Annotated in this window: 25 protein-coding genes and 1 tRNA gene; 7 read left to right on the forward strand and 19 right to left on the reverse strand. The window is 70.3% G+C overall.

Annotated elements, in window-relative coordinates:
* The first annotated feature begins 18 nt into the window (after window positions 1–18).
* Window positions 19–477 (forward strand): hypothetical protein, encoded by a 459-nt coding sequence (locus ACZ6S0_RS39200; protein ID WP_465924397.1) that lies wholly within the window; start codon window positions 19–21, stop codon window positions 475–477.
* A 95-nt stretch (window positions 478–572) separates the two neighbouring features.
* On the opposite strand, the gene ACZ6S0_RS39205 is transcribed toward ACZ6S0_RS39200, so the two are convergent.
* Window positions 573–1,025, reverse strand: a complete 453-nt coding sequence (locus ACZ6S0_RS39205; RefSeq protein WP_465924398.1) for a hypothetical protein — start codon at window positions 1,023–1,025, stop codon at window positions 573–575.
* Between the two features lie 46 nt (window positions 1,026–1,071).
* Here ACZ6S0_RS39205 and ACZ6S0_RS39210 point away from each other — a divergent pair, with 46 nt between their 5' ends.
* Complete coding sequence (locus ACZ6S0_RS39210; RefSeq protein WP_465924399.1) at window positions 1,072–2,049, forward strand: helix-turn-helix transcriptional regulator; 978 nt, start codon at window positions 1,072–1,074, stop codon at window positions 2,047–2,049.
* Here the strand turns inward: ACZ6S0_RS39210 and ACZ6S0_RS39215 are convergent.
* Genes ACZ6S0_RS39215 through ACZ6S0_RS39245 form a run of 7 tightly spaced genes read right to left on the reverse strand, consistent with a single transcriptional unit; the run spans window position 2,034 to window position 9,104 of the window.
* Window positions 2,034–3,041, reverse strand: coding sequence for an ABC transporter ATP-binding protein (locus tag ACZ6S0_RS39215; protein ID WP_465924400.1), 1,008 nt, complete (start codon window positions 3,039–3,041; stop codon window positions 2,034–2,036). The two genes, ACZ6S0_RS39210 and ACZ6S0_RS39215, sit on opposite strands and share 16 nt — an antisense overlap.
* On the reverse strand, window positions 3,038–4,021 hold the full coding sequence (locus tag ACZ6S0_RS39220; protein WP_465924401.1) for an ABC transporter ATP-binding protein: 984 nt from the start codon (window positions 4,019–4,021) through the stop codon (window positions 3,038–3,040). Before ACZ6S0_RS39220 ends, ACZ6S0_RS39215 begins: the two co-directional genes overlap by 4 nt.
* Window positions 4,018–4,848, reverse strand: coding sequence for an ABC transporter permease (locus ACZ6S0_RS39225; protein ID WP_465924402.1), 831 nt, complete (start codon window positions 4,846–4,848; stop codon window positions 4,018–4,020). The genes ACZ6S0_RS39220 and ACZ6S0_RS39225 overlap by 4 nt, the downstream gene beginning before the upstream one ends.
* Window positions 4,845–5,825, reverse strand: a complete 981-nt coding sequence (locus ACZ6S0_RS39230; protein ID WP_465924403.1) for an ABC transporter permease — start codon at window positions 5,823–5,825, stop codon at window positions 4,845–4,847. The genes ACZ6S0_RS39225 and ACZ6S0_RS39230 overlap by 4 nt, the downstream gene beginning before the upstream one ends.
* Window positions 5,822–7,435: an ABC transporter substrate-binding protein gene (locus tag ACZ6S0_RS39235; protein ID WP_465924404.1), complete on the reverse strand. Its 1,614-nt coding sequence runs from the start codon at window positions 7,433–7,435 to the stop codon at window positions 5,822–5,824. The genes ACZ6S0_RS39230 and ACZ6S0_RS39235 overlap by 4 nt, the downstream gene beginning before the upstream one ends.
* Complete coding sequence (locus tag ACZ6S0_RS39240; protein WP_465924405.1) at window positions 7,432–8,139, reverse strand: PIG-L deacetylase family protein; 708 nt, start codon at window positions 8,137–8,139, stop codon at window positions 7,432–7,434. The genes ACZ6S0_RS39235 and ACZ6S0_RS39240 overlap by 4 nt, the downstream gene beginning before the upstream one ends.
* Complete coding sequence (locus ACZ6S0_RS39245) at window positions 8,136–9,104, reverse strand: GNAT family N-acetyltransferase (RefSeq protein ID WP_465924406.1); 969 nt, start codon at window positions 9,102–9,104, stop codon at window positions 8,136–8,138. The genes ACZ6S0_RS39240 and ACZ6S0_RS39245 overlap by 4 nt, the downstream gene beginning before the upstream one ends.
* Window positions 9,105–9,351: 247 nt before the next feature.
* Here ACZ6S0_RS39245 and ACZ6S0_RS39250 point away from each other — a divergent pair, with 247 nt between their 5' ends.
* The 3 genes from ACZ6S0_RS39250 (at window position 9,352) to ACZ6S0_RS39260 (ending at window position 11,799) form a co-directional block, all read left to right on the forward strand.
* The gene (locus ACZ6S0_RS39250) at window positions 9,352–9,705 is read left to right on the forward strand and encodes an SPW repeat domain-containing protein (RefSeq protein WP_465924407.1); all 354 of its coding nucleotides are present in this window, start codon (window positions 9,352–9,354) and stop codon (window positions 9,703–9,705) included.
* A gap of 449 nt (window positions 9,706–10,154) precedes the next feature.
* On the forward strand, window positions 10,155–11,252 hold the full coding sequence (locus ACZ6S0_RS39255) for a glycosyltransferase family 2 protein (RefSeq protein ID WP_465924408.1): 1,098 nt from the start codon (window positions 10,155–10,157) through the stop codon (window positions 11,250–11,252).
* A 178-nt stretch (window positions 11,253–11,430) separates the two neighbouring features.
* On the forward strand, window positions 11,431–11,799 hold the full coding sequence (locus ACZ6S0_RS39260) for a hypothetical protein (protein ID WP_465924409.1): 369 nt from the start codon (window positions 11,431–11,433) through the stop codon (window positions 11,797–11,799).
* A gap of 286 nt (window positions 11,800–12,085) precedes the next feature.
* On the opposite strand, the gene ACZ6S0_RS39265 is transcribed toward ACZ6S0_RS39260, so the two are convergent.
* The 4 genes from ACZ6S0_RS39265 to nadD all read right to left on the reverse strand — a co-directional run bounded on the left by ACZ6S0_RS39265 (window position 12,086) and on the right by nadD (window position 14,487).
* Window positions 12,086–12,158 (reverse strand) — tRNA-Ala (locus ACZ6S0_RS39265).
* A gap of 395 nt (window positions 12,159–12,553) precedes the next feature.
* Entirely contained in the window at window positions 12,554–13,183 is a 630-nt protein-coding gene (locus ACZ6S0_RS39270; RefSeq protein WP_465924410.1) for a histidine phosphatase family protein, read from the reverse strand.
* Between the two features lie 79 nt (window positions 13,184–13,262).
* A complete protein-coding gene (gene rsfS, locus ACZ6S0_RS39275; protein ID WP_357867153.1) occupies window positions 13,263–13,658 on the reverse strand; it encodes a ribosome silencing factor in 396 nt (131 codons plus the stop codon).
* Between the two features lie 211 nt (window positions 13,659–13,869).
* On the reverse strand, window positions 13,870–14,487 hold the full coding sequence (gene nadD, locus ACZ6S0_RS39280; protein WP_344874245.1) for a nicotinate-nucleotide adenylyltransferase: 618 nt from the start codon (window positions 14,485–14,487) through the stop codon (window positions 13,870–13,872).
* A gap of 87 nt (window positions 14,488–14,574) precedes the next feature.
* Here nadD and ACZ6S0_RS39285 point away from each other — a divergent pair, with 87 nt between their 5' ends.
* Window positions 14,575–15,606 carry a M48 family metallopeptidase gene (locus ACZ6S0_RS39285; protein WP_465924411.1) on the forward strand — a complete coding sequence of 344 codons (1,032 nt, stop codon included), beginning with the start codon at window positions 14,575–14,577 and terminating at the stop codon, window positions 15,604–15,606.
* An 862-nt stretch (window positions 15,607–16,468) separates the two neighbouring features.
* On the opposite strand, the gene ACZ6S0_RS39290 is transcribed toward ACZ6S0_RS39285, so the two are convergent.
* From ACZ6S0_RS39290 to proB, 4 genes are all read right to left on the reverse strand, one after another.
* Window positions 16,469–18,481: a serine/threonine-protein kinase gene (locus tag ACZ6S0_RS39290; RefSeq protein WP_465924412.1), complete on the reverse strand. Its 2,013-nt coding sequence runs from the start codon at window positions 18,479–18,481 to the stop codon at window positions 16,469–16,471.
* Window positions 18,482–18,563: 82 nt separating this feature from the next.
* Window positions 18,564–18,740, reverse strand: coding sequence for a hypothetical protein (locus tag ACZ6S0_RS39295; RefSeq protein WP_344874251.1), 177 nt, complete (start codon window positions 18,738–18,740; stop codon window positions 18,564–18,566).
* 50 nt (window positions 18,741–18,790) lie between these two features.
* Window positions 18,791–20,065 carry a glutamate-5-semialdehyde dehydrogenase gene (locus ACZ6S0_RS39300; protein ID WP_465924413.1) on the reverse strand — a complete coding sequence of 425 codons (1,275 nt, stop codon included), beginning with the start codon at window positions 20,063–20,065 and terminating at the stop codon, window positions 18,791–18,793.
* A gap of 34 nt (window positions 20,066–20,099) precedes the next feature.
* On the reverse strand, window positions 20,100–21,260 hold the full coding sequence (gene proB, locus ACZ6S0_RS39305; protein ID WP_465924414.1) for a glutamate 5-kinase: 1,161 nt from the start codon (window positions 21,258–21,260) through the stop codon (window positions 20,100–20,102).
* A gap of 36 nt (window positions 21,261–21,296) precedes the next feature.
* Between proB and ACZ6S0_RS39310 the strand changes: the two genes are divergently transcribed.
* On the forward strand, window positions 21,297–22,073 hold the full coding sequence (locus ACZ6S0_RS39310; RefSeq protein ID WP_465924415.1) for an SDR family oxidoreductase: 777 nt from the start codon (window positions 21,297–21,299) through the stop codon (window positions 22,071–22,073).
* A gap of 245 nt (window positions 22,074–22,318) precedes the next feature.
* On the opposite strand, the gene obgE is transcribed toward ACZ6S0_RS39310, so the two are convergent.
* The 3 genes from obgE to rplU form a co-directional block, all read right to left on the reverse strand.
* On the reverse strand, window positions 22,319–23,671 hold the full coding sequence (gene obgE / locus ACZ6S0_RS39315; RefSeq protein ID WP_465924416.1) for a GTPase ObgE: 1,353 nt from the start codon (window positions 23,669–23,671) through the stop codon (window positions 22,319–22,321).
* Between the two features lie 164 nt (window positions 23,672–23,835).
* Window positions 23,836–24,093, reverse strand: coding sequence for a 50S ribosomal protein L27 (rpmA, locus tag ACZ6S0_RS39320; RefSeq protein WP_012893687.1), 258 nt, complete (start codon window positions 24,091–24,093; stop codon window positions 23,836–23,838).
* 15 nt (window positions 24,094–24,108) lie between these two features.
* Window positions 24,109–24,411, reverse strand: a complete 303-nt coding sequence (rplU, locus tag ACZ6S0_RS39325) for a 50S ribosomal protein L21 (RefSeq protein ID WP_043634375.1) — start codon at window positions 24,409–24,411, stop codon at window positions 24,109–24,111.
* Between the last annotated feature and the right edge of the window lie 9 nt (window positions 24,412–24,420).

Consider the following 24,420-nt stretch of genomic DNA (forward strand, 5'->3'; position numbering starts at 1 on the left):
GCTGGAGATGAGATGTCGTTGAGTTCCATTTCGCTGTCCACCATTCTCAGTATCGTCTCGCTGATCGTGATGACCGTGTTGCTGCTGGGCGGCGCCGTCCTCATGGCGACGCGCCGGCGGGAGCACGGCCGGGGCGCCATGCTGGGCATGGTGGGCTGTGTCGTGCTGCTCGTGGGGGTGGCGCTCAATGCCTTGATCGTCTTCCTGCTCCCCGCGCTGGTCGACTCGTGGAGTCCGGGCGAGATCGAGATCATTCTCGCCATCCACGCCCTCGTCAGCCTGATCGTCCAGGTCGCCGGCACGGTGCTGCTGATCTTCGCCGTGATCGCCCGCAGGAACCCCCCGCAACCCGCCCAGCCTGGGCACCCGGGCGGGCAGCCCTGGCCGCAGCAGCCCGGTTGGCAGCCGCCGCCGGTCCAGCAGCAGCCCGGTTGGCAGCCGCCGGCCCGGCCGCCGTTCGGCGAGGGTCAGGGCTGAGCGCCGCTCAGGTAGCCGTCCCACGTGATCTCACCCGCGGACCGGGCCCCGGTGGTGAGATGTCCGGCCCTGAAGGCGCGGCCCAGCCTGCCCGGTCACGCCCGCGTGAGGTCCATCGTCCAGTTCGTCTCCCAGGTCCGCCCGCCGTCGCCGGAGAACGCCTGCTCCCAGCGGGCCGTGCCGGCGTCGATGACCGTCCAGACGAACCGGCAGGGCACCCGCCTGCCCGCGCAGACCTCCTCACCGCGGAACTCGCCCCGGTTCCCATCGAACGCGCCCACCATGGGCGAGGTGTCGAGCGCCCCTGTGGCGCTGCTGGCCCAGTAGATGGACCACTGCCGGGTCTCCTCGTTGAAGACGCGCACGGTCAGCCCGTTGAAGCCCCTGGTCGGGAACTCGATCTCGTCGAAACTCGCCGCGCCGCCGAAATGCCTGGTGGCGACGGAGAAGCCGGGGAACTCCTCCCACGCGGTGCTCCCTGACAGGGGTTCGATCAGCCGGCGGTTGGTGACGTTCCAGCGGCCGGCGAGGAAGTCGAAGTCGTTCATGCCCCGCAAGATAGGCCCTGGTCGCTGACAGGTAGTGTCAGTGAATATGCGTGCTTCCCGCCTGGTCACGATCCTCCTGCTGTTGCAGACCCGTGGCCGGATGACCGCCCACGAGCTGGCCGAGCGGCTGGAGGTCTCGGTCCGTACGATCTACCGCGACGTCGAGTCCCTGCACTCCGCCGGCATCCCGCTCTACGGCGACGCCGGCCCGAGGGGCGGATACCAGCTCCTCGACGGCTACCGCACCAGGCTCACCGGGCTGACCACGGACGAGGCCGAGTCGCTGTTCCTGTCGGGGCTGCCCGGCCCGGCCGCCGAGCTGGGGCTGGGCGCGGTGGTGACGGCCGCGCAGCTCAAGCTCATGGCCGCGCTCCCGGTCGAGCTGCGCGACCGCGCGGGCCGCATCCAGGAACGGTTCCACCTCGACGCGCCCACGTGGTACCGCGACCGGGAGCCGGTGACCCACCTGCCGGCCGTGGCCGACGCCGTCTGGAACGAGCGGTGCGTCCAGGTCCGCTACCGGCGGTGGAGGGCGCCGCAGGAGGTGGAGCGGCGGCTGGAGCCGTACGGGCTGGTGGTCAAGGCGGGGCGGTGGTATCTGGTCGCGCGGACGGGCGAAGACGTACGCACCTACCGCGTCTCGCAGATCCTCGGCCTGCACGTCCTGCCCGAGGGGTTCACCCGGCCCGAGGGGTTCGACCTGGCCGCCTACTGGCGCGACTACCTGGCCGAGTTCGAGACCCGGTTGCGGTGGGGCGAGGCGGAGGTGCGCCTGTCGCCGCGCGGCGTCGAGCGCCTGGCCGACCTCATGACGCCCGGCGTGGTGGCGGCGGCCAGGGAGAGCGCGCAGCCGCCCGACGACGAGGGCTGGACGCGCGTCACGGTGCCGATCGAGTCGATCGAGCACGCGGTGGGCGAGCTGCTCAGGCTGGGCACTGACGCCGAGGTGCTCGCCCCCGCCGAACTGCGCGATCGGCTGGCGGCGACCACGTACGCGCTGGCCGAACGCTACCGCGCCTCCTGACCGGGCCCGGCGACCGTGGCGTCGGCGTCCCAGCAGTGGGTCCAGTGGCCGCCGCCCAGTTCCGTGCGCCCAGGCGCCTGGCCGGAGCAGACCGGCAGCGCCACCGGGCAGCGCGGATGGAAACGGCACCCGCCCGGCGGGTGGATCAGGCTGGGCGGCTCACCGTGCCGCCCGGCCCCCGGCGGCGTCACCCGGTCAGGATCGGGCGCCGACTCCAGCAGCAGCCGCGTGTACGGGTGCCGCGCCGCCTGGGTCAGCTCCTCGCTCGGCCCGCTCTCGATCAGCCGCCCGGCGTACATGACCGTGATGTCCTCGGCGAAGTAGCGCGCGCTCGCGATGTCGTGGGTGATGTACAGCAGCGCCAGCCCGCTGTCCCTGGCCAGCCCCTCCAGCAGCCGCAGCACACCGAGCCGGATCGAGACGTCCAGCATCGACACGGGTTCGTCGGCGATCAGCGCCACGGGCCGCACCGCCAGCGCCCGCGCGATCGCCACCCGCTGCCGCTGCCCGCCGGACAGCTCGTGCGGCAGCTTGTCCATGAACTGCTCGACCGGGGTGAGGCTGACGCGTTCGAGCAGTTCGGCGACCAGCTCGCGTTCGTGCTCGGCCGAGCGGGCGTGGCCGTGCAGGCGCAGGGGCCTGGCCAGGTGGTAGCGCACGCGGTGGAAGGGGTTCAGAGACGCGAACGGGTCCTGGAAGATGAGCTGGACCTGCCGCCGGTAGTCGCGGAACGCGCCGCCGCGGTGGGCGCGTACGGGCTCGCCGCGCAGCAGCACCTCACCCGACGTGGCCGGGTACACCTGGGCGAGCAGCCGCGCCACCGTGCTCTTGCCGCAGCCGCTCTCCCCCACCAGCGCCGACACGGTGCCTGCCCGCAGTGCGATCGACACGTCCTCCACGGCCCGTACGGGCGGCCGGCGGCCGAACCGGCCCCGGGGCCCGCGCGCGGCGGTGAAGTGCTTGGTGAGGTTCCGGCCCTCCAGGATGATCATGACACTCCCGTCCCGTCGTTCAGCAGGCACGCGACCTCTCCGTCGCCCCCGGACGTGAGCACGGGCAGGGAGACGGCGCAGTCGTCCACCGCCAGCCCGCACCGGGGGTGGAAGGCACAGCCCGGAGGTGGTGAGCGCAGGTCGGGCGGGGTGCCGGGGATGCCGAGCAGTTCCTCGCGCGGCCCGCGCAGGCGGGGGAACGAGCGGAGCAGCCCCATCGTGTACGGATGCCGCGGCGCCCGGTGCAACCCCTTGGCGGTGCCGCTCTCCACGACCCGGCCCGCGTACATGATGGCGATCCTGTCGGAGATCTCCATGAGCAGCGACAGGTCGTGCGTGATGAAGACGACCGCGAAGCCGTACTCCTCGCGCAGCGCCCTGATCTCGCCGAGGATGTCGCGCTGCACCACCACGTCGAGGGCGGTCGTCGGCTCGTCCATGATGATGATCTCGGGGTTGAGCGCCAGCGCGATGGCGATGGCGGCCCGCTGCCGCATGCCGCCGGACAGCTCGTGCGGGTAGGAGCGGCGCCGGTCGGCGCTGATCCCGACGCGCTGCAGCAGCTCCACCGACCGTTCGGCCCGCTCGGCGCGCGACATGCGGGGCGCGTGCGCGCGCAGCACGTCGTCGATCTGGGCGCCCACGGTGCTGACCGGGTTGAGGGCGTTCATGGCGCTCTGGAAGACGACGGCCAGCTCCTTCCAGCGGAAGGCGCGCAGCTCGTTCCCGCGCAGGGCGAGCACGTCCACGGCGGTGCCGTCCTGGCGGTGGTAGACGACCGAGCCCGACGTGATCGCGGCGGGTGGGCGCAGCAGCCGGGAGACGGCGTTCGCCAGCGTGGACTTGCCGCTGCCGCTCTCCCCCGCCAGGCCCAGGATCTCGCCCCTGCGCAGGTCGAGCGAGACGCCGGAGACGGCGTGCACGGTTCCGGAGCCGGACAGGTAGTCGACGCTCAGGTCGCGGATCTCCAGGACGTTCATGCGCGCGCCTTCCGGGGGGCCTTGATCGTACGCAGCCGGGGGTTGGCGATCTCGTCGATGCCGAAGTTCACCAGCGCCAGCCCGGTGCCGATGAGCGCGATGCACAGCCCCGGCGGGATGAACCACCACCACGCGCCGATGAGCAGCGCCTGCCCGTTCTGGGCGAAGTAGAGCATGCTGCCCCAGCTCACCGTGGACAGGTCGGCCAGCCCGAGGAACGACAGCCCGGCCTCGGCCAGGATCGCCGCGACCACGGTGGCCAGGAAACTGGTGGCGATGACGGGCAGCAGCACCGGCAGGATCTCGAAGAACACGATCCGCAGCGGCCCCTCGCCGCTCGCCCGCGCGGCCTGGATGAAGTCGCGCCGCCGTACGGACAGGGTCTGGGCGCGCAGCACCCGGGCGCCCCAGGCCCAGCCGGTCACCGCGATCACCACCGCGACCGAGCCCACGCCGCGCTGCGGCAGGTAGCCGGCCAGCACGATGATCAGCGGGAGGGCGGGCAGCACCAGGAAGATGTTGGTCAGCACGGACAGCACCTCGTCCACGGCGCCGCCGACGTATCCGCCGACCAGGCCGACCACGACCGCGAGCACGGTGGCGATGAGCGCCGACAGCAGGCCGACGCCGAGTGAGACGCGCGCGCCGTACACGATCTGGACGAGGATGTCCTGGCCGGTCTGCGTGGTGCCGAGCCAGTGCTCGGCGGAGGGCCCCTGCAGGCCCGCCTCGCTGGTGGCGGCGGGGTCGGCGCCGATGAGCGGCGGCCCGAGCAGCGCCATCAGCGCGAAGAAGACGAGGATCCCGGCCCCGATCTTGATCTTCATTCGGACTCCTGCCTGGTCCGGGGGTCGAGCACCACGTACGCCAGGTCCGCCAGGAAGTTGGCGACCAGCACGGCCAGCGAGATGACGAGGAAGATGCCCTGCATGAGCGGGAAGTCCTCGTTCTCCACCCCCTTGAGGAGCATCGACCCGATCCCCGGGTACGAGAAGACGATCTCGGTCAGCACCGAGCCGCCCACCACGAAGCCGAGCGAGAGGGCGAAGCTGGTGATGTTCGGCAGGATCGCGTTGCGGGCCGCGTACGTCCACATGACCCGCCGCGAGGTCAGCCCCTTGGCCTCGGCCATCACCACGTAGTCCTCGCCGAGCGTGGTCACCATGACGTTGCGCATGCCGAGGATCCGGTCGGCCATCGACGCCGCCACGATGGTGATCGCCGGCAGCGCCGCGTGGTAGGCCACGCTGCCCGCGAACTCGGGGGTCAGGCCGGGCATCACGTCCAGCCCGTACGCCCGGCTGACCGGGAACCAGCGCAGCGTCACCCCGAAGACGAACACCAGCGCCAGCGCCACCCAGAAGTACGGCACCGCGTGCATGAACGTGGCCGCCGGCAGCACCCCGTCGAGCCAGGTGCCGCGCCGCCAGGCCAGCAGCGCGCCGAGCGAGGTGCCCACCAGGTAGCTGATCAGCGTGGCGACCCCGACCAGCCCGATCGTCCAGGGCAGGCTGTCGGCGATGACCGTGGACACCTCGGTCGGGAAGAACGTGATCGACCGGCCCAGCTCCCCGCGCGCCAGATTGCCCAGATAGTCGAGGTACTGCTGCCACAGGCTCGCGTCACTGATGCCGAACGCCCGCCGCATCGCGTCGATGGCGGCCGGGTCGACGTTGCCCTTCATCCGGGCCACCAGCAGCTCCACCGGGTCCCCCGGCATGAGCCGGGGGACGAGGAAGTTGAGCGTGATGGCGGCCCAGGCCGTGAGCAGGTAGAAGCCGAGCCGCCGGGCGAGGAACCTCACCTGGGGGCCGGCTTCAGTCGCAGCAGCACCACGGCCGCGTCGGGCGAGGTGTAGGGCGACGGCATCGCGTACGGGTCCTGCTCGGTGGGCCAGCCCACGTACTTGTCGGTGCGGTACTGGGCCCACGAGGGGCTGTAGAACAGCGGCAGCGCGGGCATCTGCTCCACCATGATCTTGCTCAGGCCCTGCGTGGCCTGCTGGTGCTCGGCCTCGTCCTCGGTGGCGGCGTACGCGTCGATCAGCCGGTCGGTCTCGGCGTCCTTCCAGCGCTGGTAGTTGCCGGTGGCCGCCTCCCCCACCGGCTCGGCCAGCCCGCCGAAGAGCAGCGAGCGCATCTGGAAGTAGGGAGTCGGGCCCGCCTGGGTGGCCCTGATCGACAGGTCGTAGTTGCCCTTGCCGACCTTGGACACCCAGTCCTGGAAGGCCACGCCCCTGGTCTCGACCGTGATGCCGACCTTGGCCAGGTCTTCGCGGATGAGCTGGGCGGCGTTCACCCAGTCCGTGAACGGCGAGGGCACCAGCAGCTCGAACGTGAGCTGCGCCGGGTCGACGCCCTTGAGCAGCTCCTTGGCCTTCGCTATGTCCACCTTGTAGGCCGCGTCCCGGTACTCGGGCGCCACGTACGCCTCCCCGCCCGGCATCGGCACGCCGGTCGGATGGGCGACCTTGGTGTATCCGCGCTCGGCCACCCGTACGATCTTGTCCCGGTCGATGGCGAGGCTGATGGCCTGGCGCACCTCGGGCTTGGCCAGCACCGGGTTCGTCAGGTTGGGCAGCAGCGTCACGATGCCCTCGGGCGGGTAGTAGTACTTGTTCTGCTCGGGCTTGCCCTGCACGTAGATCTTCTGGATGTCCGGCACGAACGCGCCCGCCCAGTCCACCTCACCCTGCTGCAACGCCGTCTGCAGGGCGTTGGCCGTGTACGCCGGGAACCGCAGCAGCGGCACCTCCGGCTTGCCCGGCTGCCAGTAGGACGGGTTCTTGGCCAGCTCGTAGAGCTGCGCCGAGAACTTCGACAGCGTGTAGGGCCCGGTGCCGACCGGCTTGGGGTTGGTGAAGGTGACCGGGTCCTGCTGCTTCTCCCACACGTGCTTGGGCACGATGGGCGAGTTGCCGGCGATGTTGAACAGCTTGGCGTACGAGGTGTTCTTGAAGTCGACGCGCACCTTGTCCGGCGCCTCCGCCTCGGCGCCCTCGATCTCCAGCGCGTTCCTGTTGAGCTGGGGGTGGTCCTTCAGCATCTGGAACGTGAACGCCACGTCGTCGGCGGTGAACGGCTGCCCGTCCGACCACTTCACGCCCTGCCGCAGCGTGAACGTGACCGACTTGCCGTCGTTCGACCATTCGTGCTTCAGCGCCAGCCAGGGCGTGGTCTCGCCTGGCTTGAGCCGGTTGAAGTACATCAGCGTCTCGTGGATCATCCCGCTGGTGCCGAAGTTCACGCCTTCGAGGTGGTAGGGGTTGAAGTCCTCCTGGAAGGTGCCCGCGTCCACGGCGTGGATCACCAGGGGCGGCGCGCTCGTCCCGCCCGCAGCGGCGCCGCCGCCGCCACCACCGCTCGAACAACCGGCCAGGGTCAGTGCGGCGAGTACGGCCAGAATGCGTTTCATCGGGGGGCCTTTCCGAAGTACTTGGTACGCAGGTCACGCGAGCCCTTCGGGGCGGCGAACGCCTGGGCGCGGGCGAATCCCGCCGGTGCGCCGCGCACGACGGTCAGCGCGCGGTAGTAGTCCACGTACGGGAAGCCGTAGGTCTCGCCTCTGGCGTAGGCGTAGCCGGTGATCGCCTCCGACCAGATCTCGTACGCCTCCTCGCCGATCTCCACGAACACGTCAGGGGCGAAACCCTCGGCGTCCTCCCAGTTGTCGGCGTAGTACAGCTCGCCCGCCCAGCAGGCCGGGTGCTCGCGCTCCAGCGTCTTCAGCCCGCCGAAGAAGCGGGCGTCCTGGACGATCCGGTGCGTACGCGCGTGGTCCTTGTGGATCGAGGCGCTCCAGTGCGTCAGGAGGACGTCCGGCCGCAGCTCCCTGATGAGGTCGCCGACCCGCATCTTGACCTCGTCGTCCTCGGGCAGCAGGCCGTCCTCGTGGTCGAGGAACTTGACGCCCGCCCCGATCCGGTCCGCGAACGTCTCGGCCTCCTCGCGCTTCTGCTTCGCGTAGTCGGCGACGGACATGCGGGGGTGGCCGCGCTCGCCGAGCGTGAGGTGCAGGAGCGTGGCCCGGTCGCCGCGCAGGACGTGCTGGGCGAGCACGGCGCCCGCCGTCAGGTCGAGGTCGCCCGCGTGCGCCCCGATGGCCAGGACGTGTGTCATGCCGCTCGCCTCATCACGTGGAACCGCCTGGTGATCTCGTAGCCCGCCTTGGTGTAGAGGTGACCGGCGGGGCTGTTCTCGCCGGTCCAGAGGAACCACGACGAGTGCAGTCCTTCGGCCCGCATGCGCATCATGGTGAGGTGGAGGAGGATCTTGCCCAGGCCGGTGCCGCGTTGCCCTGGGTCGACGCCGAAGGGGCCGAACCGCTCGGGGATGCCGCGGTAGGCGGCGTACAGGGCGAAGCCCACGATGGCGCCCCTGTCCGCGGGGCCTTGTTTCGCGATGATGATGCGTTCGGGATCGCGGTGCTGCCGGATGGCCTCGCCCCAGTCGGGGTTGAAGCCCTCGGCCGCGAAGCGGATCAGCTCGGGCAGCTCGCCGTCGGAGGGGGCGCGGAAGGCGTACCCCTCGCTCTCGCGCGCGCGGCGCAGCTCGTGCACCTCGGGCGGGGTCCGGTAGCCGACGAGCGTACGGTCCATGGCGACCGGGGAGTAGAGGGTCAGGAAGCCGAGCCCCTCCAGCAGCCGGTAGCCGTCCGGGTACAGCTCGGCGTCGGCGCCGGGCAGCACGTAGTTGGGGGTGTAGGAGGAGAAGTCCACCTTGGTGCGGCCCTTGTCCTTGAGGAAGGCCAGCGCCTCCTCGACCAGGCGCCGCCCGAGCCCGCCGCGGCGGTGCTCGGGGACGACGAAGAAGAACGGGATCCAGCCGGTGTCGGGCTCCAGGTCGGTCCCGGGGGCCAGGGGGGTCAGCCTGCGCACGGCGTACGCGCAGCCCGCCACCCGACCGTCGACCACGGCCACGCGCAGGCCCTCGGGGTCGAAGTTCGGGTCGAGCAGCACGCAGTCGCGGAACCAGCCGGCCGTCGTGGGATCGGCCGGCATGCTGCGGTTCCAGGCATCGACTAGGGGGATCTCATCGCCTGACGCGAAGGAGCGGACGGTGACCATGAGGGGTGGTCCTTTCACCTGCGGCACTCCTGCCACAGCTTCGCCACTGCCAACCGCCCAGGTCAAGAAGATTTGGGAAGAAATTTTCTCCCTAGTCGGACGTCTAGAAAATTTCCTTCGTGTGCGGTATCTATGGAATGTTGCCCCCGCCGAAGTGTGCCGAATGTCACATCCAGGAGGGGAATCGCCGCACGTCACAGGGGGTTACCGCCGAACGACTGACCAACAGGCCAGCCGAGCACACACGCCGATGGCGGAGGTTCTCATGAAGGCATGGTCACGCTGGCAGGACTGGGTCACCCTGGTCGCCGGCATCTACGCGCTGCTCTCCCCGATCTGGCTCATCGGCGCGTCGGGCGCCACCCCCACGCTGATCGTGATGGGCATCCTCATCACGCTCACCTCCCTCGTGGCACTCGCCAGGCCGGGGATCATGGCGACGGAATGGCTCAACGTCCTGTGGGGCGTGCTGCTGTTCATCGCCCCCTGGGTCATCACGTACACCCACTCGACGGGGGCGTCCTGGACGTCCTGGGTCGTCGGGGTCGTCACGGTGGTCCTCAGCCTGACTGCCCTGCCCGCCATCCGCGCGGCACACGGGCAGGCGATACAACACTGACCCACCACAGCCGAGGCCGGGCCATCCCCACGGATGCCCGGCCTCGCGCCTGCCCGAACCCTTTTCACGTACGACCTGGCAAAACCCCACGCCGCCCGACGGCCTCCACCCGCGCTTTCCGCCACGCAGGCGCGTAACCGCCTGTGAGCCGTCGATCCGCGACGGATGCCGTGCCGACGGCCCGAGGCACCCTCACCCCCCCCACCACCGTTACCGGCACCGTCCACAGGACAACCAGACAGCTTTCACCCTCATCCACAGAACCCAATTCGGGTCCCCGCCGCCCCGCCCTCGCAGAGCATCCTCGATCCCACATCAACCCAGCCACCGACTCTCACAGGGAGCCACAGGATGCCCGGCGGCCCGCCCACACTAGGCTTCAGCCTGATCATCTACGCCACGGTCGGCCTCACAGCACTGATCGCCCTCAAGCTCAGGGGGCGACGCAAGTGACCCCACCCCAGCCCCCACCCCAGACCGCGCCCTCGACCACAGCGCCCTTCACCCTCACGGTGATCATCCCCGCCCACAACGAGGAGCACGGCCTTCCCGCCACCCTGCAGTCCATCCAGTCGCAGTCCGTCCCCGCCGACAAGGTCATCGTGGTCGACGACGGCTCGACCGACCGCACCGGCGAGGTGGCGGCCTCCTACGGCGTCACCGTGCTCCGCCCACCGCGCAACCTCGGCAGCAAGGCCAAGGCCCAGAACCACGCGCTCCCCCACTGTGACACCGACCTGGTCCTGGCCGTGGACGCCGACACCGTCCTGGCCCCCGACTACATCGAGCGCATCAAGCCGGCCTTCTCCGATCCTGCGGTCAACGTGGCGGCCGGCAACGTACAGACGAGGTTCGCCCGCACCCCCTGGGAGCGCGGCAGATCCACCGAATACCTCTTCGGCTTCCACTGGCACCGCCCGATCCAGCAACTGGCCGACAGCCCGATGGTCTGCTCGGGCTGCTGCTCGGCCTTCCGTCGCACGGTCCTGACCGAGTCGGGCGGCTTCCCCGAACGCACGATCGTCGAGGACATGGACTACACCTGGACCCAGCAACTCCAGGGCCACCGGGCGGTCTACGTCTCAGCCGCCGTCGCGTGGGCCGCCGACCCCGAGACCCTCACCTACCTCCGCAAACAGGTGTGGCGCTGGATGGCGGGCTTCATGCAGAACGTCCGCCTCCATCTCCCCCGCCTGCTCACCCGCAAGCCCATGCTGGCGACCTGGATCATCGTGGCGCTGCTGGAGATCCTGCTGGCACCCCTGTGGTGGGCGACGCCCGTGGTCCTCACCCTGGGCCTGGACCAACCGGTGGCCCGCACGATGGCGTGGTGGCTGGGCGGCGAACTCCTCCTCACCGTCCCCGCCCTCCTCTACGCCGCCAGACGCCGCAGACTCCCCGTGGCCCAGGTCCTGCTCAATCTCCCCTTCGTCTACCTGAACAAGGCCGTGAACCTCTACTACGCCTGGAAAGCCCTCCTGGTCGAGCTCATCCTCGTCCCCCTACACCTCTCCCGCGGCCTGGTCGTCTACGAAAAGGGCCGCTGACACAAGCCTCCATCGCCCCCACCCCTCGCCCCTCAATCCCCCACACACCCAACGGGCCCAGACCACTCACCCCTTTACTCGTTCAGTAGTCGATCAACAACTCTCGGTAGTCGTAGGATGTGGTGTCGACCGCAGCTTCGATCAAGTTTTCACCACAACCGAGAGGACCCACATCACCATGACAGCCCGCGCTAGCACCACCATCACCGCCCGCACCACGCTCACCGCGCTCGCCGCCTCATCCCTGGCGCTGGCCATGGCGCTGTGCACCAGCACCCCCGCTCACGCGGCCACCGGCACCTTCACCTACAAGTACGCCACCACCGAAGGCGCAGCCACCGGCGAACTGACCAACCCGAGGAGCGGCACCTGCATCGACATTCCGGAGGTCCGCGACACCGACCGGAGCGCCCACACGCCGGTGAACCGCACGACCTCCACGGTCACGATGTTCACCGGTCCCGACTGCACGGGCGACTACTTCTCACTGCGCCCCGGCGGCCGCGCCTCCAGCAGGCTGCTGCTCAAGTCGGTCGTCTTCTCCTGACCCCGCCCCGCCAGATCCGCCCCCGTCCAGGGCCGCCCAGAGGCCCCCCCACCCCATAGCGAGCAGTCAGGCGGGACCCCAGCGAACGCAGACACCCCCAACCCGCCGCTGCCGCTCCTCCGAAAGTCCCAGACATGTCCCACCAAGAAGGACATACGACCCAAAAAGTCTCACAACGCGAAAGGGCATCACAGCGCCCGAGGGACCATTCCCTCAAAGCGCGTCTCTCGGGGAGCCATCCAAACAACTAACGAACATGCCGACAAAGGGCGAGAAGGAAAAAGGGTGGAGCTATGGGGATTCGAACCCCAGACCTCCTCCATGCCATGGAGGCGCGCTACCAACTGCGCCATAGCCCCTGATCGCCGCTCCGAGTCCCCCCATTGCGGCGCTCCGAGAGCATATAGCCATTCGCCTCCATTCGCCTAATCACGCGGCCATCCACGCGCCCGGCCATCGCGAACGACCCACGGCCATCCCCCGAGCAATGCACCAGTCCGCGACCCCAACCACACCACTCCCGAGCAGGAGACCCCAGCCATACCGCCCCCAGCCATACCGCCCTCAGCCATAGAACCCTCAGCAGCACAGCCATCACGCCGAAACCCCGGGCGTAGGCCCCGAGCATGGACCTGGACGTAGGCCCCGAACACGGACCCGGACATGGACCCGGACGTAGGCCCGGACGTAGGTCCTGGACGTAGGCCCGGACAGCGCAGGCCCCGCCGTACGGCCCCCGAGCCGTACGAACGGTCTACGCCTCAGCCTCGGGCTTGTCGTCGCTGCGTACCGGCTCGGGCAAGGTGCCGGCGTTGTGCTCGAGCAGCCGCCACCCCTTACGCCCTTCCTGCAGTACGGACCAGGAGCAGTTGCCCAGCCCGCCCAGCGCCGGCCACAACGGCTCGGGCAGGCCGAGCAACTCGCAGATGCCCAGCCGCAGCGCCGCGCCGTGGGACACCACGACCAGCAGCCCGTCGTCGTCCACCCGGGTCGCCCACAGGCGCATCGCCGTCGCGACCCTGGCGGCCACGTCGGTGACGAGTTCGCCGTCCGGTGCCTCCCAGGCCGCGTACTCGTCGGGCCAGCGCGCCGCGATCTCCTCACGCGTCAGCCCTTCCCACTGTCCGCCGCCGCGCTCGCGGAAGGACTTGTCGACCGCCACATCGAGCCCGACGACCCGCCCCAGCGCCAGGGCGGTGTCGTTGGCCCGCTGGAGATCGGAGGAGACGATCATGGTGGGGCGCAGCGACGCCAGCAGGGACGCCGCCCGCGCGGCCTGCGCGGCACCGGTCTCGTCGAGAGGAATGTCAGAATGCCCCTGGAAGCGCTGCTCGACGTTCCAGAGGGTCTGCCCGTGACGCAGACAGACGATCCGCCTGCTCATGCCGATTCCGCATCGAACGCGAAACCGTCGGAACCCGCACGAGAGCGGTCGCTTCTGATGGTCGGTACGCTCCGTTCGCTCACGCTCGCGCCCGCTGGAGGTTGGCCTGCATGACGCTCTCCGGCAAGGCGATGGCCGGGCAGTCTTTCCACAGGCGCTCGAGCGCGTAGAAGGTACGGTCCTCCTCGTGCTGGACGTGCACGACGATGTCGATGTAGTCGAGCAGCACCCAGCGGCCCTCGCGCTCGCCCTCGCGGCGCACGGGCTTGGCGTCGGCCTCGGTACGCAGCCGATCCTCGATCTCGTCGACGATGGCGCGCACCTGGCGGTCGTTGGTGGCGGAGCAGAGCAGGAAGGCGTCGGTGATGACGAGCTGTTCGCTTACGTCGTAGGCGAGGATGTCATCGGCCAGCTTGTCGGCCGCGGCCTCCGCGGCGATGCGCACGAGCTGGACGGATCTGTCAGATGCGGTCACGATGCGGGTCTGTCCTCCTGTGTCGGCAGCATGCCCTTAAGTTGAGGGTACCCTTCCACCCCGAAACCCCTCACCTACGCCACGAGGACGTCACAAGGACGCCGTGAAGACTCCGCGTGCCCACCCCCTTGACCTGCACGGATACCCTCCGGAGCCGACCCGGCCCGCGCGCGGCCACCACCGCCACCACGTCGGCCACCGGGCGAAAGCCTCAACCGGCCCCCTGGTACAGCCCCCGCTTGTTGATGTACTGGACGATCCCGTCGGGCACCAGGTACCAAATCGGCTCCCCCTTTGCCACCCTCTGACGGCATTCGGAGGAGGAAATGGCCAGTGCGGGAATCTCCAACAGCGTGACCCTGCCCTCCGGCAGGCCGGGGTCGTGCAGGGTGTGCCCCGGACGCGTACAACCGACGAAATGCGCCAACTCGAACAACTCGTCCGCCTGCTGCCAGTCGAGTATCGCGCCGAGGGCGTCGGCGCCGGTGATGAAATACAGCTCAGTATCAGGACCGTAAACTTCAGAAATATCGCGCAAGGTATCGATCGTGAACGTCGGCCCTGGCCGATCCACGTCCACCCGGCTGACGGAGAAGCGCGGGTTCGACGCGGTGGCGATGACCGTCATGAGATAGCGGTCCTCCGCCGCCGAAACCTCGCGCCCCGACTTCTGGTACGGCCGCCCGGTCGGCACGAAGACCACCTCGTCGAGCTGGAAATGGTGGGCCACCTCGCTGGCCGCCACGAGGTGGCCGTGATGAATGGGATCAAACGTCCCACCCATCACACCCACTCGCCGCTTCCCCTGCACACCAGGCGCGTTCATCATGAATCGGACCTTACGCGGGCACTCTGCCGCAACATGATGGCACCCCCCTGCGTGATGACCGCGCATCACTTCCGTTGCGGACGTAGCATGCCGGGCATGACGACCACCCCGGACCGCAACCGCGTCCAACTGCCCGGCATCTCGTCCCGAGCCTACGAACACCCCGCAGACCGGTCCGCCCTGGTCGCTCTGCGTAAGTTGAGTGGGTTCGACACCGTTCTTAAGCAGATGTCCGGTCTCATCAGCGAGCGTCGGCTGCGCCTGATGTACCTGGCGTCGGCCGTACGCGTGAGCGAGACCCAGTTCCGCTCCGTCTACGACATGGGCCGCGACGCCGCCTACACTCTCGACCTGCACCGGATCCCGGAGATCTACATCCAGCAGGACCCGGCGGTCCAGGCCAAGGCCATCGGCTTCGACGACCCGTTCATCGTCGTGACCACCGGTCTGCTCAACCTCATGAACGAGGAGGAGCAGCGCTTCGTCATCGGCCACGAGACCTCACACATCCTGTCGGGGCACGCGGTCTACCGGACGATGCTCGACATCCTCACCCGCCTGGCCACCCGCGTCGCCTGGATCCCGCTCGGCTACATCGGCCTGCGGGCGATCGTCGCGGGCCTGGAGGAGTGGTACCGCAAGTCCGAGCTGTCCTCCGACCGCGGCGGCCTGCTCGTCGGCCAGGACCCCGAGGCGGCCAAGCGCGCGCTGATGAAGCTGGCCGGGGGCGACTACACGCACGAGATGAACATCGAGGCGTTCCTGGAGCAGTACCAGGAGTACGACACGGCGGGCGACCTTCGCGACGGCTTCCTCAAGGTTCTCAACCTGCTCGGCACCACCCACCCGTTCGCGGTGGTACGCGTGGCGGAGCTGGACAAGTGGCAGCGCAGCGGCGAGTACGAGCGGATCCTCGGCGGCGACTACCCGCGCCGGGAGGACGACCCGAACGCGAGGGTGACCGACGAGATCAAGGCCGCGGCCGAGTCGTACCGCGCGTCGTGGCAGCAGTCGCAGGACCCGTTCATCGGCGTCCTCCGCGACGTGGCCGAGGGCGCGGTCAACGCGGGCGAGCGCATCTTCAACCGCTTCTCCCGCCGCGACGGCGGCCAGGGCTGAAGCCTGGCCCCGGCACCAAGCCGGGCCAGGCCCAAACGAGCACCCGCCCACGCCAACGGCGACACCAGCCCAGGCATCCAGCCCAGACAATGGGCCCAGACAATGGGCTCGAACCAGCGCCACGCCGACAGCCCAAGCAAGCCACAGGGCGAGGGCTTGAATCGGCACCAAACCAAGGCCCAAACCGGCCCAGACCCAGGCTCGAAGCGACCCAGGCCCAGGCCCGAACCGGCCCCAGGCCCAGGCCCTGGCCCGAACCAGCCGCAGGACCAGGCCCTGGCCCTGGCCCGAACCGGCCGTAGGACCAGATCCAAACCGGTGCCAGACCACGGGCCGGACCGGCACCAGGGCACCAGGCCCGAACCAGAACGGCACCAGCACAGAGCCCAGGCCAAAGCCAGGTCGGCACCAAAGCAGGCCCAGGCCGAAATCTGAGCCACGCCAGGTTCGCCACAAACGCGGCAGTTCCGCTTGATCAGCCGCGCCGGCCCGCCGCGCACACGGGCGGCGGGCCGCCCTCATCCGCCCCACACCACCCCGCCCCGCAAGCCCGACTCCCCTCACAAACCCCAACCACCTCACAAATACCAACCCGCACCACCTCAACCCCGCACCACCTCAACCCCGCACCACCGCACATCGCGCCACTGCACATAGCCACCCCTGCACCACCGCACTTCGCACCACCGCATATCGCCACCCTGCATCACCACACGCGCCACCCCTCCACCACCGTGCATCGCACCACCGCGTTTCGCCACCGCCACGCATCGTCATCGCCACTCATCGCCACCGGTGCACGTCACCCCTCTGGCCCCGGCCCCCCGGCCGCCCGCTCGGCCGCCCAATCTCGCTCGCCCGCTCACAGCAGCAGAGCGATGGCACGCACGGCCGCCGCGCACAAGGCAACAAACCCACCCAGTACGGCCAGCGCCCGCAGCCCTTCTCTGCGCAGTTCGGGCAACCGATGCCCGATCCGCTCGATCTCGCGCCCGGTGATACCACCACACAACATCCCGAAGACCACGCCCGCCACCGTGACAGGCGCGGCCTGCTGCCACCAGTCGGAGGCGATCTCACCGCCACCGGTGGCCCAGAGCGCCCCGCCCGCCGTGACGGCGACGGGCACCCCCGGCCAGACGACGGCGGTCGCGGCCGACCCCACCAGCGCGACGGGGAAGAGCAGCACGCGCAGCGCCACCCGCGTACGCCGCGAGCTGCGCTTCCAGACCATCCAGTGCCCCATCCACAACGTCCTGGTCAGCACCACGAACACGGCCGTGATCGCGATCGAGGCGATCGGCCAGATCACCGACACCACCACGCACGGCACGGCCAGCACCGCGAGCAGCAGCAGCGCGCCGTTGCCCGCGGGCAGCGTGGTGGCCGACTCGGCCCGCAGCCCGGCGGTCCTGCGCCGGTCCTGCGACTTGGCCGCCGTCCTGCCGCCGAGTGCCGCCGCCGTACGCTGCCGCGACGCCGTCATCTTGTCCCGCGGCCCCGTGTTCTTCCCGTCGCCCCCGGCACGGCCGCGCGGCGCCGGCACCTTCCCCTCGGCCCGGCTACGCGCCAACGCCGCACCCTTGCCATCGGACGCCGCCCGGCTCCCGGCCCGCCCGCCATCCGACCCGGCCCGATTCCCGGCACGCCCGCCATCCGACCCAGCCCGATTCCCGGCACGCCCGCCATCCGACCCAGCCCGGCTCCCGGCACGCCCGCCATCCGACCCAGCCCGATTCCCCGAACGCCCACCATCCGACCCAGCCCGGCTCCCCGAACGCCCACCGTCCGACGCCGCCCGGTTCCCGGCACGCCCAGGATCCGTCCCAGCCCGATTCCCCGAACGCCCACCATCCGCCCCCGCCCGATTCCCGGTACGCGCGCGCGGCGCGGGCACCTTCCCCTCCGTCGGCACCGCGTTGGGACGGCTGCGCGCCTTGGCCTCGCCACGCCCCGGAGCGGCCTCCTCGGCGGTCCGACTGCGTACGGCGGTGCCCTTGCCCGCCTCCTCGACGGCGTCGGCCGCCCGCCCCGCGCCGGAGACGGCCCCGCCCTCGGTCTCTCCCGTGGTCGTGGCCGCGCTGGTCGCCCTGGCCAGCCTGGACAGCCGGTCGGCGAGCAGCGCCGCCGTGGGCCGCTTGCCCGGCTCCCGGTTGAGCGCCGCGCGCACCAGCGGCAACAGCTCGACCGGCACCCCCTTGAGGTCGGCCTGCCCGTTGAGCACCGCGTACATCTGCGCCTCGGCCGTCCCCCGCCCGAACGTCGGCCGCCCCGTCGCCGCGAACGCCACCGTGGCCGCCCAGGCGTGTACGTCGGCCGGCGAGTCCACCTGCTCGTCGGCGAAGATCTCCGGCGCGGTGTAGCCGGGCGTGCCGAGGAAGGTGCCGGTCATGGTGAGCCTGGTCGCGTCGAGCACCTGGGCGATGCCGAAGTCGATCAGCACGGGCCCCCGGGTGGCCATGATGATGTTGCCCGGCTTGAGGTCGCGGTGCACGACCCCGGCCGCGTGGATGATCGCGAGCGCGGCGGCGATGCCCTGGGCCAGGTCGACGAGCCCGGCGACGTCGAGAGAGCCGCTCTGACGTACGCGGTCGAGCAGCGTGGCGCCCTCGATGTGCTCCATGACCAGGTAGGGACGGGCACAGCTCAGGTCGGCGTCGAGCACCTTGGCGACGTACGGGCTCTCGACCCTGCGCAGCGCGCGAACCTCACGCTCCAGCCTGACGCGCGAGGTCTCGTCCTCGGCCAGGTCGTGCAGGACCTTCAGCGCGACATGCTCGCCTCGGCGGGTTGCCGCGAGGTAGACCTCGCCCATACCGCCTCGGCCGAGCCGCTCGACCAGGGTGTACGGCCCGACCTTGCCGAGCTTGCTCACCGTCCCTCCCCGCCGGGCGTGCCCATAAGGGACACAACCCTAGCGCCGGTACGCGAGTTGCCGCTTGAGGCACGCCGAAGGTTTATCGGCGTGTGTGATCGGAGAGCATGCTGTCGAGCCCGGCGGTGGGCTCGTCCGAGAGCTGCCTGCGGCCTTTCCTGCGCCAGTTGACGTGGCCGCGGCTCTCCAGCCAGAGCAGCAGCCGGTCCGCGCCGAACAGCACCGCGGCGGCGAAGACGAGGGCGACGACAATGTCCATGCCCCCAAGTCAATCTGCGGCACCGGGCGCCGGTCAGGCCGACACGCCGACTAACCGGCCACCACCGTACCCTCTGACGTGCGCAAATGCCCCTCACCCGTATAGATCCACTTGGTCGAGGTGAGTTCGGTCAGCCCCATCGGGCCACGCGCGTGCAGCTTCTGCGTGGAGATGCCGATCTCGGCGCCGAACCCGAACTCCCCGCCGTCGGTGAACCTGGTCGAGGCGTTGACCGCCACGGCCGCCGAGTCAACCAGCGCGACGAACCTGCGCGCGGCCCCCTGCGAGCGGGTGACGATGGCGTCGGTGTGGCCGGAGCCGTAGCGCCTGATGTGCGCCACCGCCTCCTCCAGCGAGCCGACGACGGCGGCGGCGATGTCGAGCGAGAGGTATTCGGTATAGAAGTCGTCCTCGGTGACGGGCACGACGCCGGTGCCGTGGGCGGCGATGCGCTCGTCGCCGTGCACGGTCACGCCCGCCTCGCGCAGCGCCTCCAGCGCCTTGGGCACGAACGCGGCGGCGACGGCCTCGTGCACGAGGAACGTCTCGGCCGCGTTGCACACCGACGGCCGCTGCGCCTTGGCGTTGAGCAGGATCTGCACGGCCAGGTCGACGTCGGCCTCGGCGTCGACGTAGACGTGGCAGTTGCCCACGCCGGTCTCGATCACCGGCACGCTCGACTCCTCGACCACCGAGTTGATCAGGGACGCGCCGCCGCGCGGGATCAGCACGTCGACCAGGCCCCGGGCCCGCATGAGGTCCTTGACCGAGTCGCGGCTCTGCCCCGGCACGAGCTGGACGGCCCCCGACGGCACCTCGGTGCCCTCCAGCGCCCCTTGCATGATCTTCACCAGCGCGGTGTTGGAGGAGTAGGCGCTGGACGAGCCGCGCAGCAGCACCGCGTTGCCGCTCTTGAGGCAGAGCGCGGCGGCGTCGACCGTGACGTTGGGACGGCCCTCGTAGATGATGCCGATCACGCCCAGCGGCACCCTGAGCTGGCGCAGCTCCAGGCCGTTGGGCAGCGTGGCGCCCCGGACGACCTCGCCGACCGGGTCGGGCAGGTCGGCCACCTCGCGTACGGCCTCGGCGATGGCCGCGACCCGCGCCTCGTCGAGCCGCAGCCGGTCGATCATCGCCTCGGACGTGCCGCCCGACCTGGCCCGTTCGACGTCTTGGGCGTTGGCCTCGACGATCTCCGCCGCGTGGGCCACCAGGGCGTCGGCGATCGCGCGCAACGCCCGGTCCTTGGGCACCCGCGGCAGCGGGGCCAGCTCGGCGGCGGCCTCTCGTGCCGCGCGGGCGACCTTCAGGAACTCTTCGGACATCGCGTGCTCCTCATCAAGTCTCGGCCATCGGATTTCAGCTATGGGCTTCCAGTATGACGATGTCGTCGCGGTGGATCAGCTCGCGTTCGTATTCCGGACCGAGCGCGCTCGCCAGTTCCTTCGTGGAGCGCCCAAGCAGGCCGGGGATCTCGGCGGCGTCGAAGTTCACCAGCCCGCGGGCCACCACGAGCCCCTGCGGGCCGCACAGGTCAACCGGGTCACCCGCCGCGAACTCACCCTCCACCGACGTCACCCCGGCCGGCAGCAGCGACTTGCGGCGGCCCACGATGGCCTCCACGGCGCCCTGGTCGAGGTGGAGCCGGCCGCGCCCGGTGGTGGCGTGGGCGAGCCACAGCAGGCGCGTGCCGGGGTGCCGGCCGCCCGGGTGGAAGTAGGTGCCGACGTCGGCTCCGGCGAGCGCCTGGGCGGCGTGGGCGGCGGCGGTGAGCACCACGGGCACGCCCGCGCCGGTGGCGATCCTGGCCGCCTGCACCTTGGTCACCATGCCGCCGGTGCCGACCGCCGCGCCGTTTCTGCCCAGCTCGACGCCGACCAGGTCTTCCTGGCCGCGGATCTCCGTCAGCCGCCGCGAGCCGCTGCGGCTGGGCGGGCCGTCGTAGAGGGCGTCGACGTCGGACAGCAGCACCAGCGCGTCGGCGTGGATCAGGTGCGCCACCAGCGCCGCCAGCCGGTCGTTGTCGCCGAAGCGGATCTCGTCGGTGGCCACGGTGTCGTTCTCGTTGACGATGGGCACGATGCCCAGCTCCAGCAGCCGCGTGAGGGTGCGCTGGGCGTTGGCGTGGTGGGCGCGGCGCATCATGTCGTCGGCGGTCAGCAGCACCTGCCCCACGCGCAGCGAGTAGCGGGCGAAGGAGGAGGTGTAGCGGGCGACGAGCACGCCCTGCCCGACCGAGGCGGCGGCCTGCTGGGTCGCGAGGTCACGCGGTCGTGCGCTCAGCCCGAGTGGGCCGAGGCCCGCCGCGATCGCCCCGGAGGAGACCAGGACGATCTGCGTCCCCGTACGGCGCCGCGCCGCCAGCACGTCCACCAGTGCGTCGACGCGGTCGACGTCGATCATGCCCTGGGGGGTGGTGAGCGAGGAGGAGCCGACCTTGACAACGACCTTCGACGCTGAGCTGATCTGTTCCCGCACGTCTGGCAGCCTATCCGCTCGACGTCCGGCAAATTGCTGCATTGACTGCAATACTGCTATGAGTGTAGTTATTTGCCCATGGATACCCGTACCTATGTCGTCACCGGAGCCGCCTCGGGCATCGGCGCCGCCACCGCCGACCACCTGGCCGAGAGTGGGGCGGAGGTGATCCGCTGCGACGTACGCGACGCCGACGTCATCGCCGACCTGACCACCGTGGAAGGACGCGAGCGGCTCGTGTCCGAAGTCACGGCGCTCTCGAAGGGCAGGGTCGACGGCCTGGTCGCCGTCGCCGGCCTGGCCGTCCCCTCGGAGCCGACCGTACGTCTCAACTTCTTCGGCACGATCGCCACCATGGAGGGCCTGCGCCCGCTCCTGGCCGCCGCCGAGCAGCCCAGGGCCGTGGCCGTCTCGTCCCTGAGCGCCATCGTGGCCACCGACGAGAGCCTCGTGGCCGCCTGCCTGTCCATGGACGAGGAGGCCGCCGCAGAGGCCGTCCGCCAGGCCGTCGAGTCCGGCCGGGGGCGCATCGTCTACCCGTCGAGCAAGCTGGCGCTCAACCAGTGGCTCCGCCGCACGGCCGTCACCCCCGACTGGGCCGGCTCCGGCATCCCGCTCAACGCGGTGGCGCCGGGCGTCGTGGACACGCAGACGGCCAGGACGGCATTCCTCGACGACCCGGTCACCCGCGACCTCGTCGCCTCCGCGATGCCCCAGCCCCTGGGCTTCCCCGGCCCGGTGGCCGCGATCGCGTCCCTGCTCGCGTGGACGGTCGGCGCGGCCAACTCGTTCATGACCGGCCAGATCCTGTACGCCGACGGCGGCGCGGAAGCCACCCTCCGCCAGACCCCCTAGCGCCCCTCGAGCCCCACGTCCACCAGCACCGGGACCCCGCCGAGAAGGCCGAACCCCACCCCCCTCAACCCACCCTGAGAGCCTCTCAGCGGGCCCCAGACGTCACCGGTCACCGCCCCCGGGGCACTACCAGCGAGCCTCGGACACCACAGTCCTCAGGCCCGCACACAGCCGCACCGCCACACCGCCCACCCGTCCGCCACCCGCCCACCCGCCTGCCGCCCGCCTGAGCCGGGAACCGGCCGCTAACCCAGGCGGGTGTCGGTCCCCCGCGGCCCCTGCCGCACCGACTCCGCGCTCAACGTCGGCTGCCAGTCGAAGACGTAGCCGCCCTCCATCGGCCCGATCACCACCTCGGCCCCGGCCGTGGCGCCCGCCTTGGCCAGCTCCTCCTCGACCCCCAGCCGCTCCAGCCGGTCGGCGAGATAGCCCACGGCCTCGTCGTTGCTGAAGTCGGTCTGCCTGATCCACCGCTCCGGCTTCTCACCGGTGATCTGGAACAGGTTCTCGTTGACCTTCCGCACCCGGAACCCGACGTCCCCGAACTGCTTGGGCCTGATCACCAGCCGCGTCGGCTCCTCGATCGGCTTGTTCGCCCTGGCCGCCGCGACCCACTCGCCCATCGCGTACGTCAGGTCCCGCAGCCCGTCACGCGTGGCCGCCGAGATCGTGAACACCCGCAGCCCGCGCTCCTCGAACTCGGGCGTGACCAGCTCGGCCAGCTCTCGCGCGTCGGGCACGTCGGCCTTGTTCAGCACGACCATCCGCGGCCGGTCCTCGAGCCTCCCGTACGCCCGCAGCTCCGCCTCGATCACCTCGTAGTCGGTGATCGGGTCGCGCCCCGGCTCCATGGTGGCGCAGTCGATGACGTGCACGAGCATGTCGCACCGCTCGACGTGCCGCAGGAACTCGTGCCCGAGCCCCTTGCCCTGCGACGCCCCAGGGATCAGGCCGGGCACGTCGGCGACGGTGAACACGTTCTCGCCCGCCGTCACCACGCCCAGGTTGGGGATCAGGGTGGTGAACGGATAGTCGGCGATCTTCGGCTTGGCCGCGCTCAGCGCCGCGATCAGCGAACTCTTCCCCGCGCTGGGGAACCCGACCAGCGCCACGTCGGCGACGCTCTTGAGCTCCAGCATCGCGTCGAGCACGTCTCCCGGCTCGCCGAGCAGCGCGAACCCGGGCGCCTTGCGCTTGGTGCTGGCCAGCGCGGCGTTGCCGAGCCCGCCGTGCCCGCCCTGCGCGATCACGTAGCGGGTGCCGGCGCCCACGAGGTCGACCAGCACCTCGCCCGTGTCGGCGTTCTTGACCACGGTCCCGTTGGGCACGGGGAGGATCACGTCACCCCCGTTAGCGCCGTCGCGGTTGGAACCCTGGCCCTGCTTGCCGTTGTCGGCCTTGCGGTGCGGCCTGTGGTGGTAGTCGAGCAGGGTCGCCGTGTTCGGATCGACCTCCAGGACGACGTCACCGCCCCGCCCCCCGTTGCCCCCGTCGGGGCCGCCCAGCGGCTTGAACTTCTCCCGGTGGATGGAGGCACACCCGTTCCCCCCGTCACCGGCCTTGATGTGCAGGACCACCTGGTCCACAAAGTCCGGCATCCCGTATCCCTCCATCGCCCCGGCCGGGGCATCTCATCCGAAGCACTACCCGGCGATCACCACGGAACGCCGGGCAGCGAGAAAACGCCAAAGGGGTGGATCGACACCAGATCTGTCGATCCACCCCTCAAGCCACACCCAAAGGTCGGGAGAAGGAGGAAACCCTACTCCGCGACGGGAACGATGCTCACGGCCCGACGGCCGCGCTTGACACCGAACTGCACGTGACCGGCGGCCAGCGCGAACAGCGTGTCGTCGCCACCACGGCCCACGTTGTCACCGGGGTGGAAGTGGGTGCCACGCTGGCGGACGATGATCTCGCCCGCGTTGACCAACTGACCACCGAAGCGCTTGACGCCCAGGCGCTGGGCGTTGGAGTCACGACCGTTCCGGGTGGACGACGCGCCCTTCTTGTGTGCCATCTCTCAAACTCCCGTTCAGGCCTGCTCGATACCGGTGATCTTCACCTGGGTGTACCGCTGGCGGTGGCCCTGGCGCTTCTTGTAACCGGTCTTGTTCTTGTACTTGAGAATGCGGATCTTCGGGCCCTTGGTCTCGCCGAGGATCTCGGCGCTGACCGTGAACTTGCCCGCCTCGGTGGTCACGTCGCCATCGTTGACGACGAGCACCGTCGGCAGCGAAACCGAAGAGCCGACCTCGCCGGCGACCTTGTCCACCTCGAGGACGTCACCGACGGAGACCTTCTGCTGCCTGCCGCCGCAACGAACGATCGCGTACACCGCGGAACC

It is taken from the genome of Nonomuraea sp. NPDC051298, from assembly GCF_055586305.1.

Coding starts and splice junctions, on each gene's coding strand:
- ACZ6S0_RS39235 (WP_465924404.1), bottom strand. CDS start 7,435: ATGAAACGCATTCTGGCCGTACTCGCCGCACTGACCCTGGCCGGTTGT.
- ACZ6S0_RS39295 (WP_344874251.1), bottom strand. CDS start 18,740: ATGGACATTGTCGTCGCCCTCGTCTTCGCCGCCGCGGTGCTGTTCGGC.
- ACZ6S0_RS39225 (WP_465924402.1), bottom strand. CDS start 4,848: ATGAAGATCAAGATCGGGGCCGGGATCCTCGTCTTCTTCGCGCTGATG.
- ACZ6S0_RS39240 (WP_465924405.1), bottom strand. CDS start 8,139: ATGACACACGTCCTGGCCATCGGGGCGCACGCGGGCGACCTCGACCTG.
- ACZ6S0_RS39250 (WP_465924407.1), top strand. CDS start 9,352: ATGAAGGCATGGTCACGCTGGCAGGACTGGGTCACCCTGGTCGCCGGC.
- ACZ6S0_RS39270 (WP_465924410.1), bottom strand. CDS start 13,183: ATGAGCAGGCGGATCGTCTGTCTGCGTCACGGGCAGACCCTCTGGAAC.
- ACZ6S0_RS39310 (WP_465924415.1), top strand. CDS start 21,297: ATGGATACCCGTACCTATGTCGTCACCGGAGCCGCCTCGGGCATCGGC.
- ACZ6S0_RS39220 (WP_465924401.1), bottom strand. CDS start 4,021: ATGAACGTCCTGGAGATCCGCGACCTGAGCGTCGACTACCTGTCCGGC.
- rpmA (WP_012893687.1), bottom strand. CDS start 24,093: ATGGCACACAAGAAGGGCGCGTCGTCCACCCGGAACGGTCGTGACTCC.
- ACZ6S0_RS39205 (WP_465924398.1), bottom strand. CDS start 1,025: ATGAACGACTTCGACTTCCTCGCCGGCCGCTGGAACGTCACCAACCGC.
- nadD (WP_344874245.1), bottom strand. CDS start 14,487: ATGATGAACGCGCCTGGTGTGCAGGGGAAGCGGCGAGTGGGTGTGATG.
- ACZ6S0_RS39215 (WP_465924400.1), bottom strand. CDS start 3,041: ATGATCATCCTGGAGGGCCGGAACCTCACCAAGCACTTCACCGCCGCG.
- ACZ6S0_RS39210 (WP_465924399.1), top strand. CDS start 1,072: ATGCGTGCTTCCCGCCTGGTCACGATCCTCCTGCTGTTGCAGACCCGT.
- obgE (WP_465924416.1), bottom strand. CDS start 23,671: ATGCCGGACTTTGTGGACCAGGTGGTCCTGCACATCAAGGCCGGTGAC.
- proB (WP_465924414.1), bottom strand. CDS start 21,260: ATGCAGCAATTTGCCGGACGTCGAGCGGATAGGCTGCCAGACGTGCGG.
- ACZ6S0_RS39300 (WP_465924413.1), bottom strand. CDS start 20,065: ATGTCCGAAGAGTTCCTGAAGGTCGCCCGCGCGGCACGAGAGGCCGCC.
- ACZ6S0_RS39260 (WP_465924409.1), top strand. CDS start 11,431: ATGACAGCCCGCGCTAGCACCACCATCACCGCCCGCACCACGCTCACC.
- ACZ6S0_RS39285 (WP_465924411.1), top strand. CDS start 14,575: ATGCCGGGCATGACGACCACCCCGGACCGCAACCGCGTCCAACTGCCC.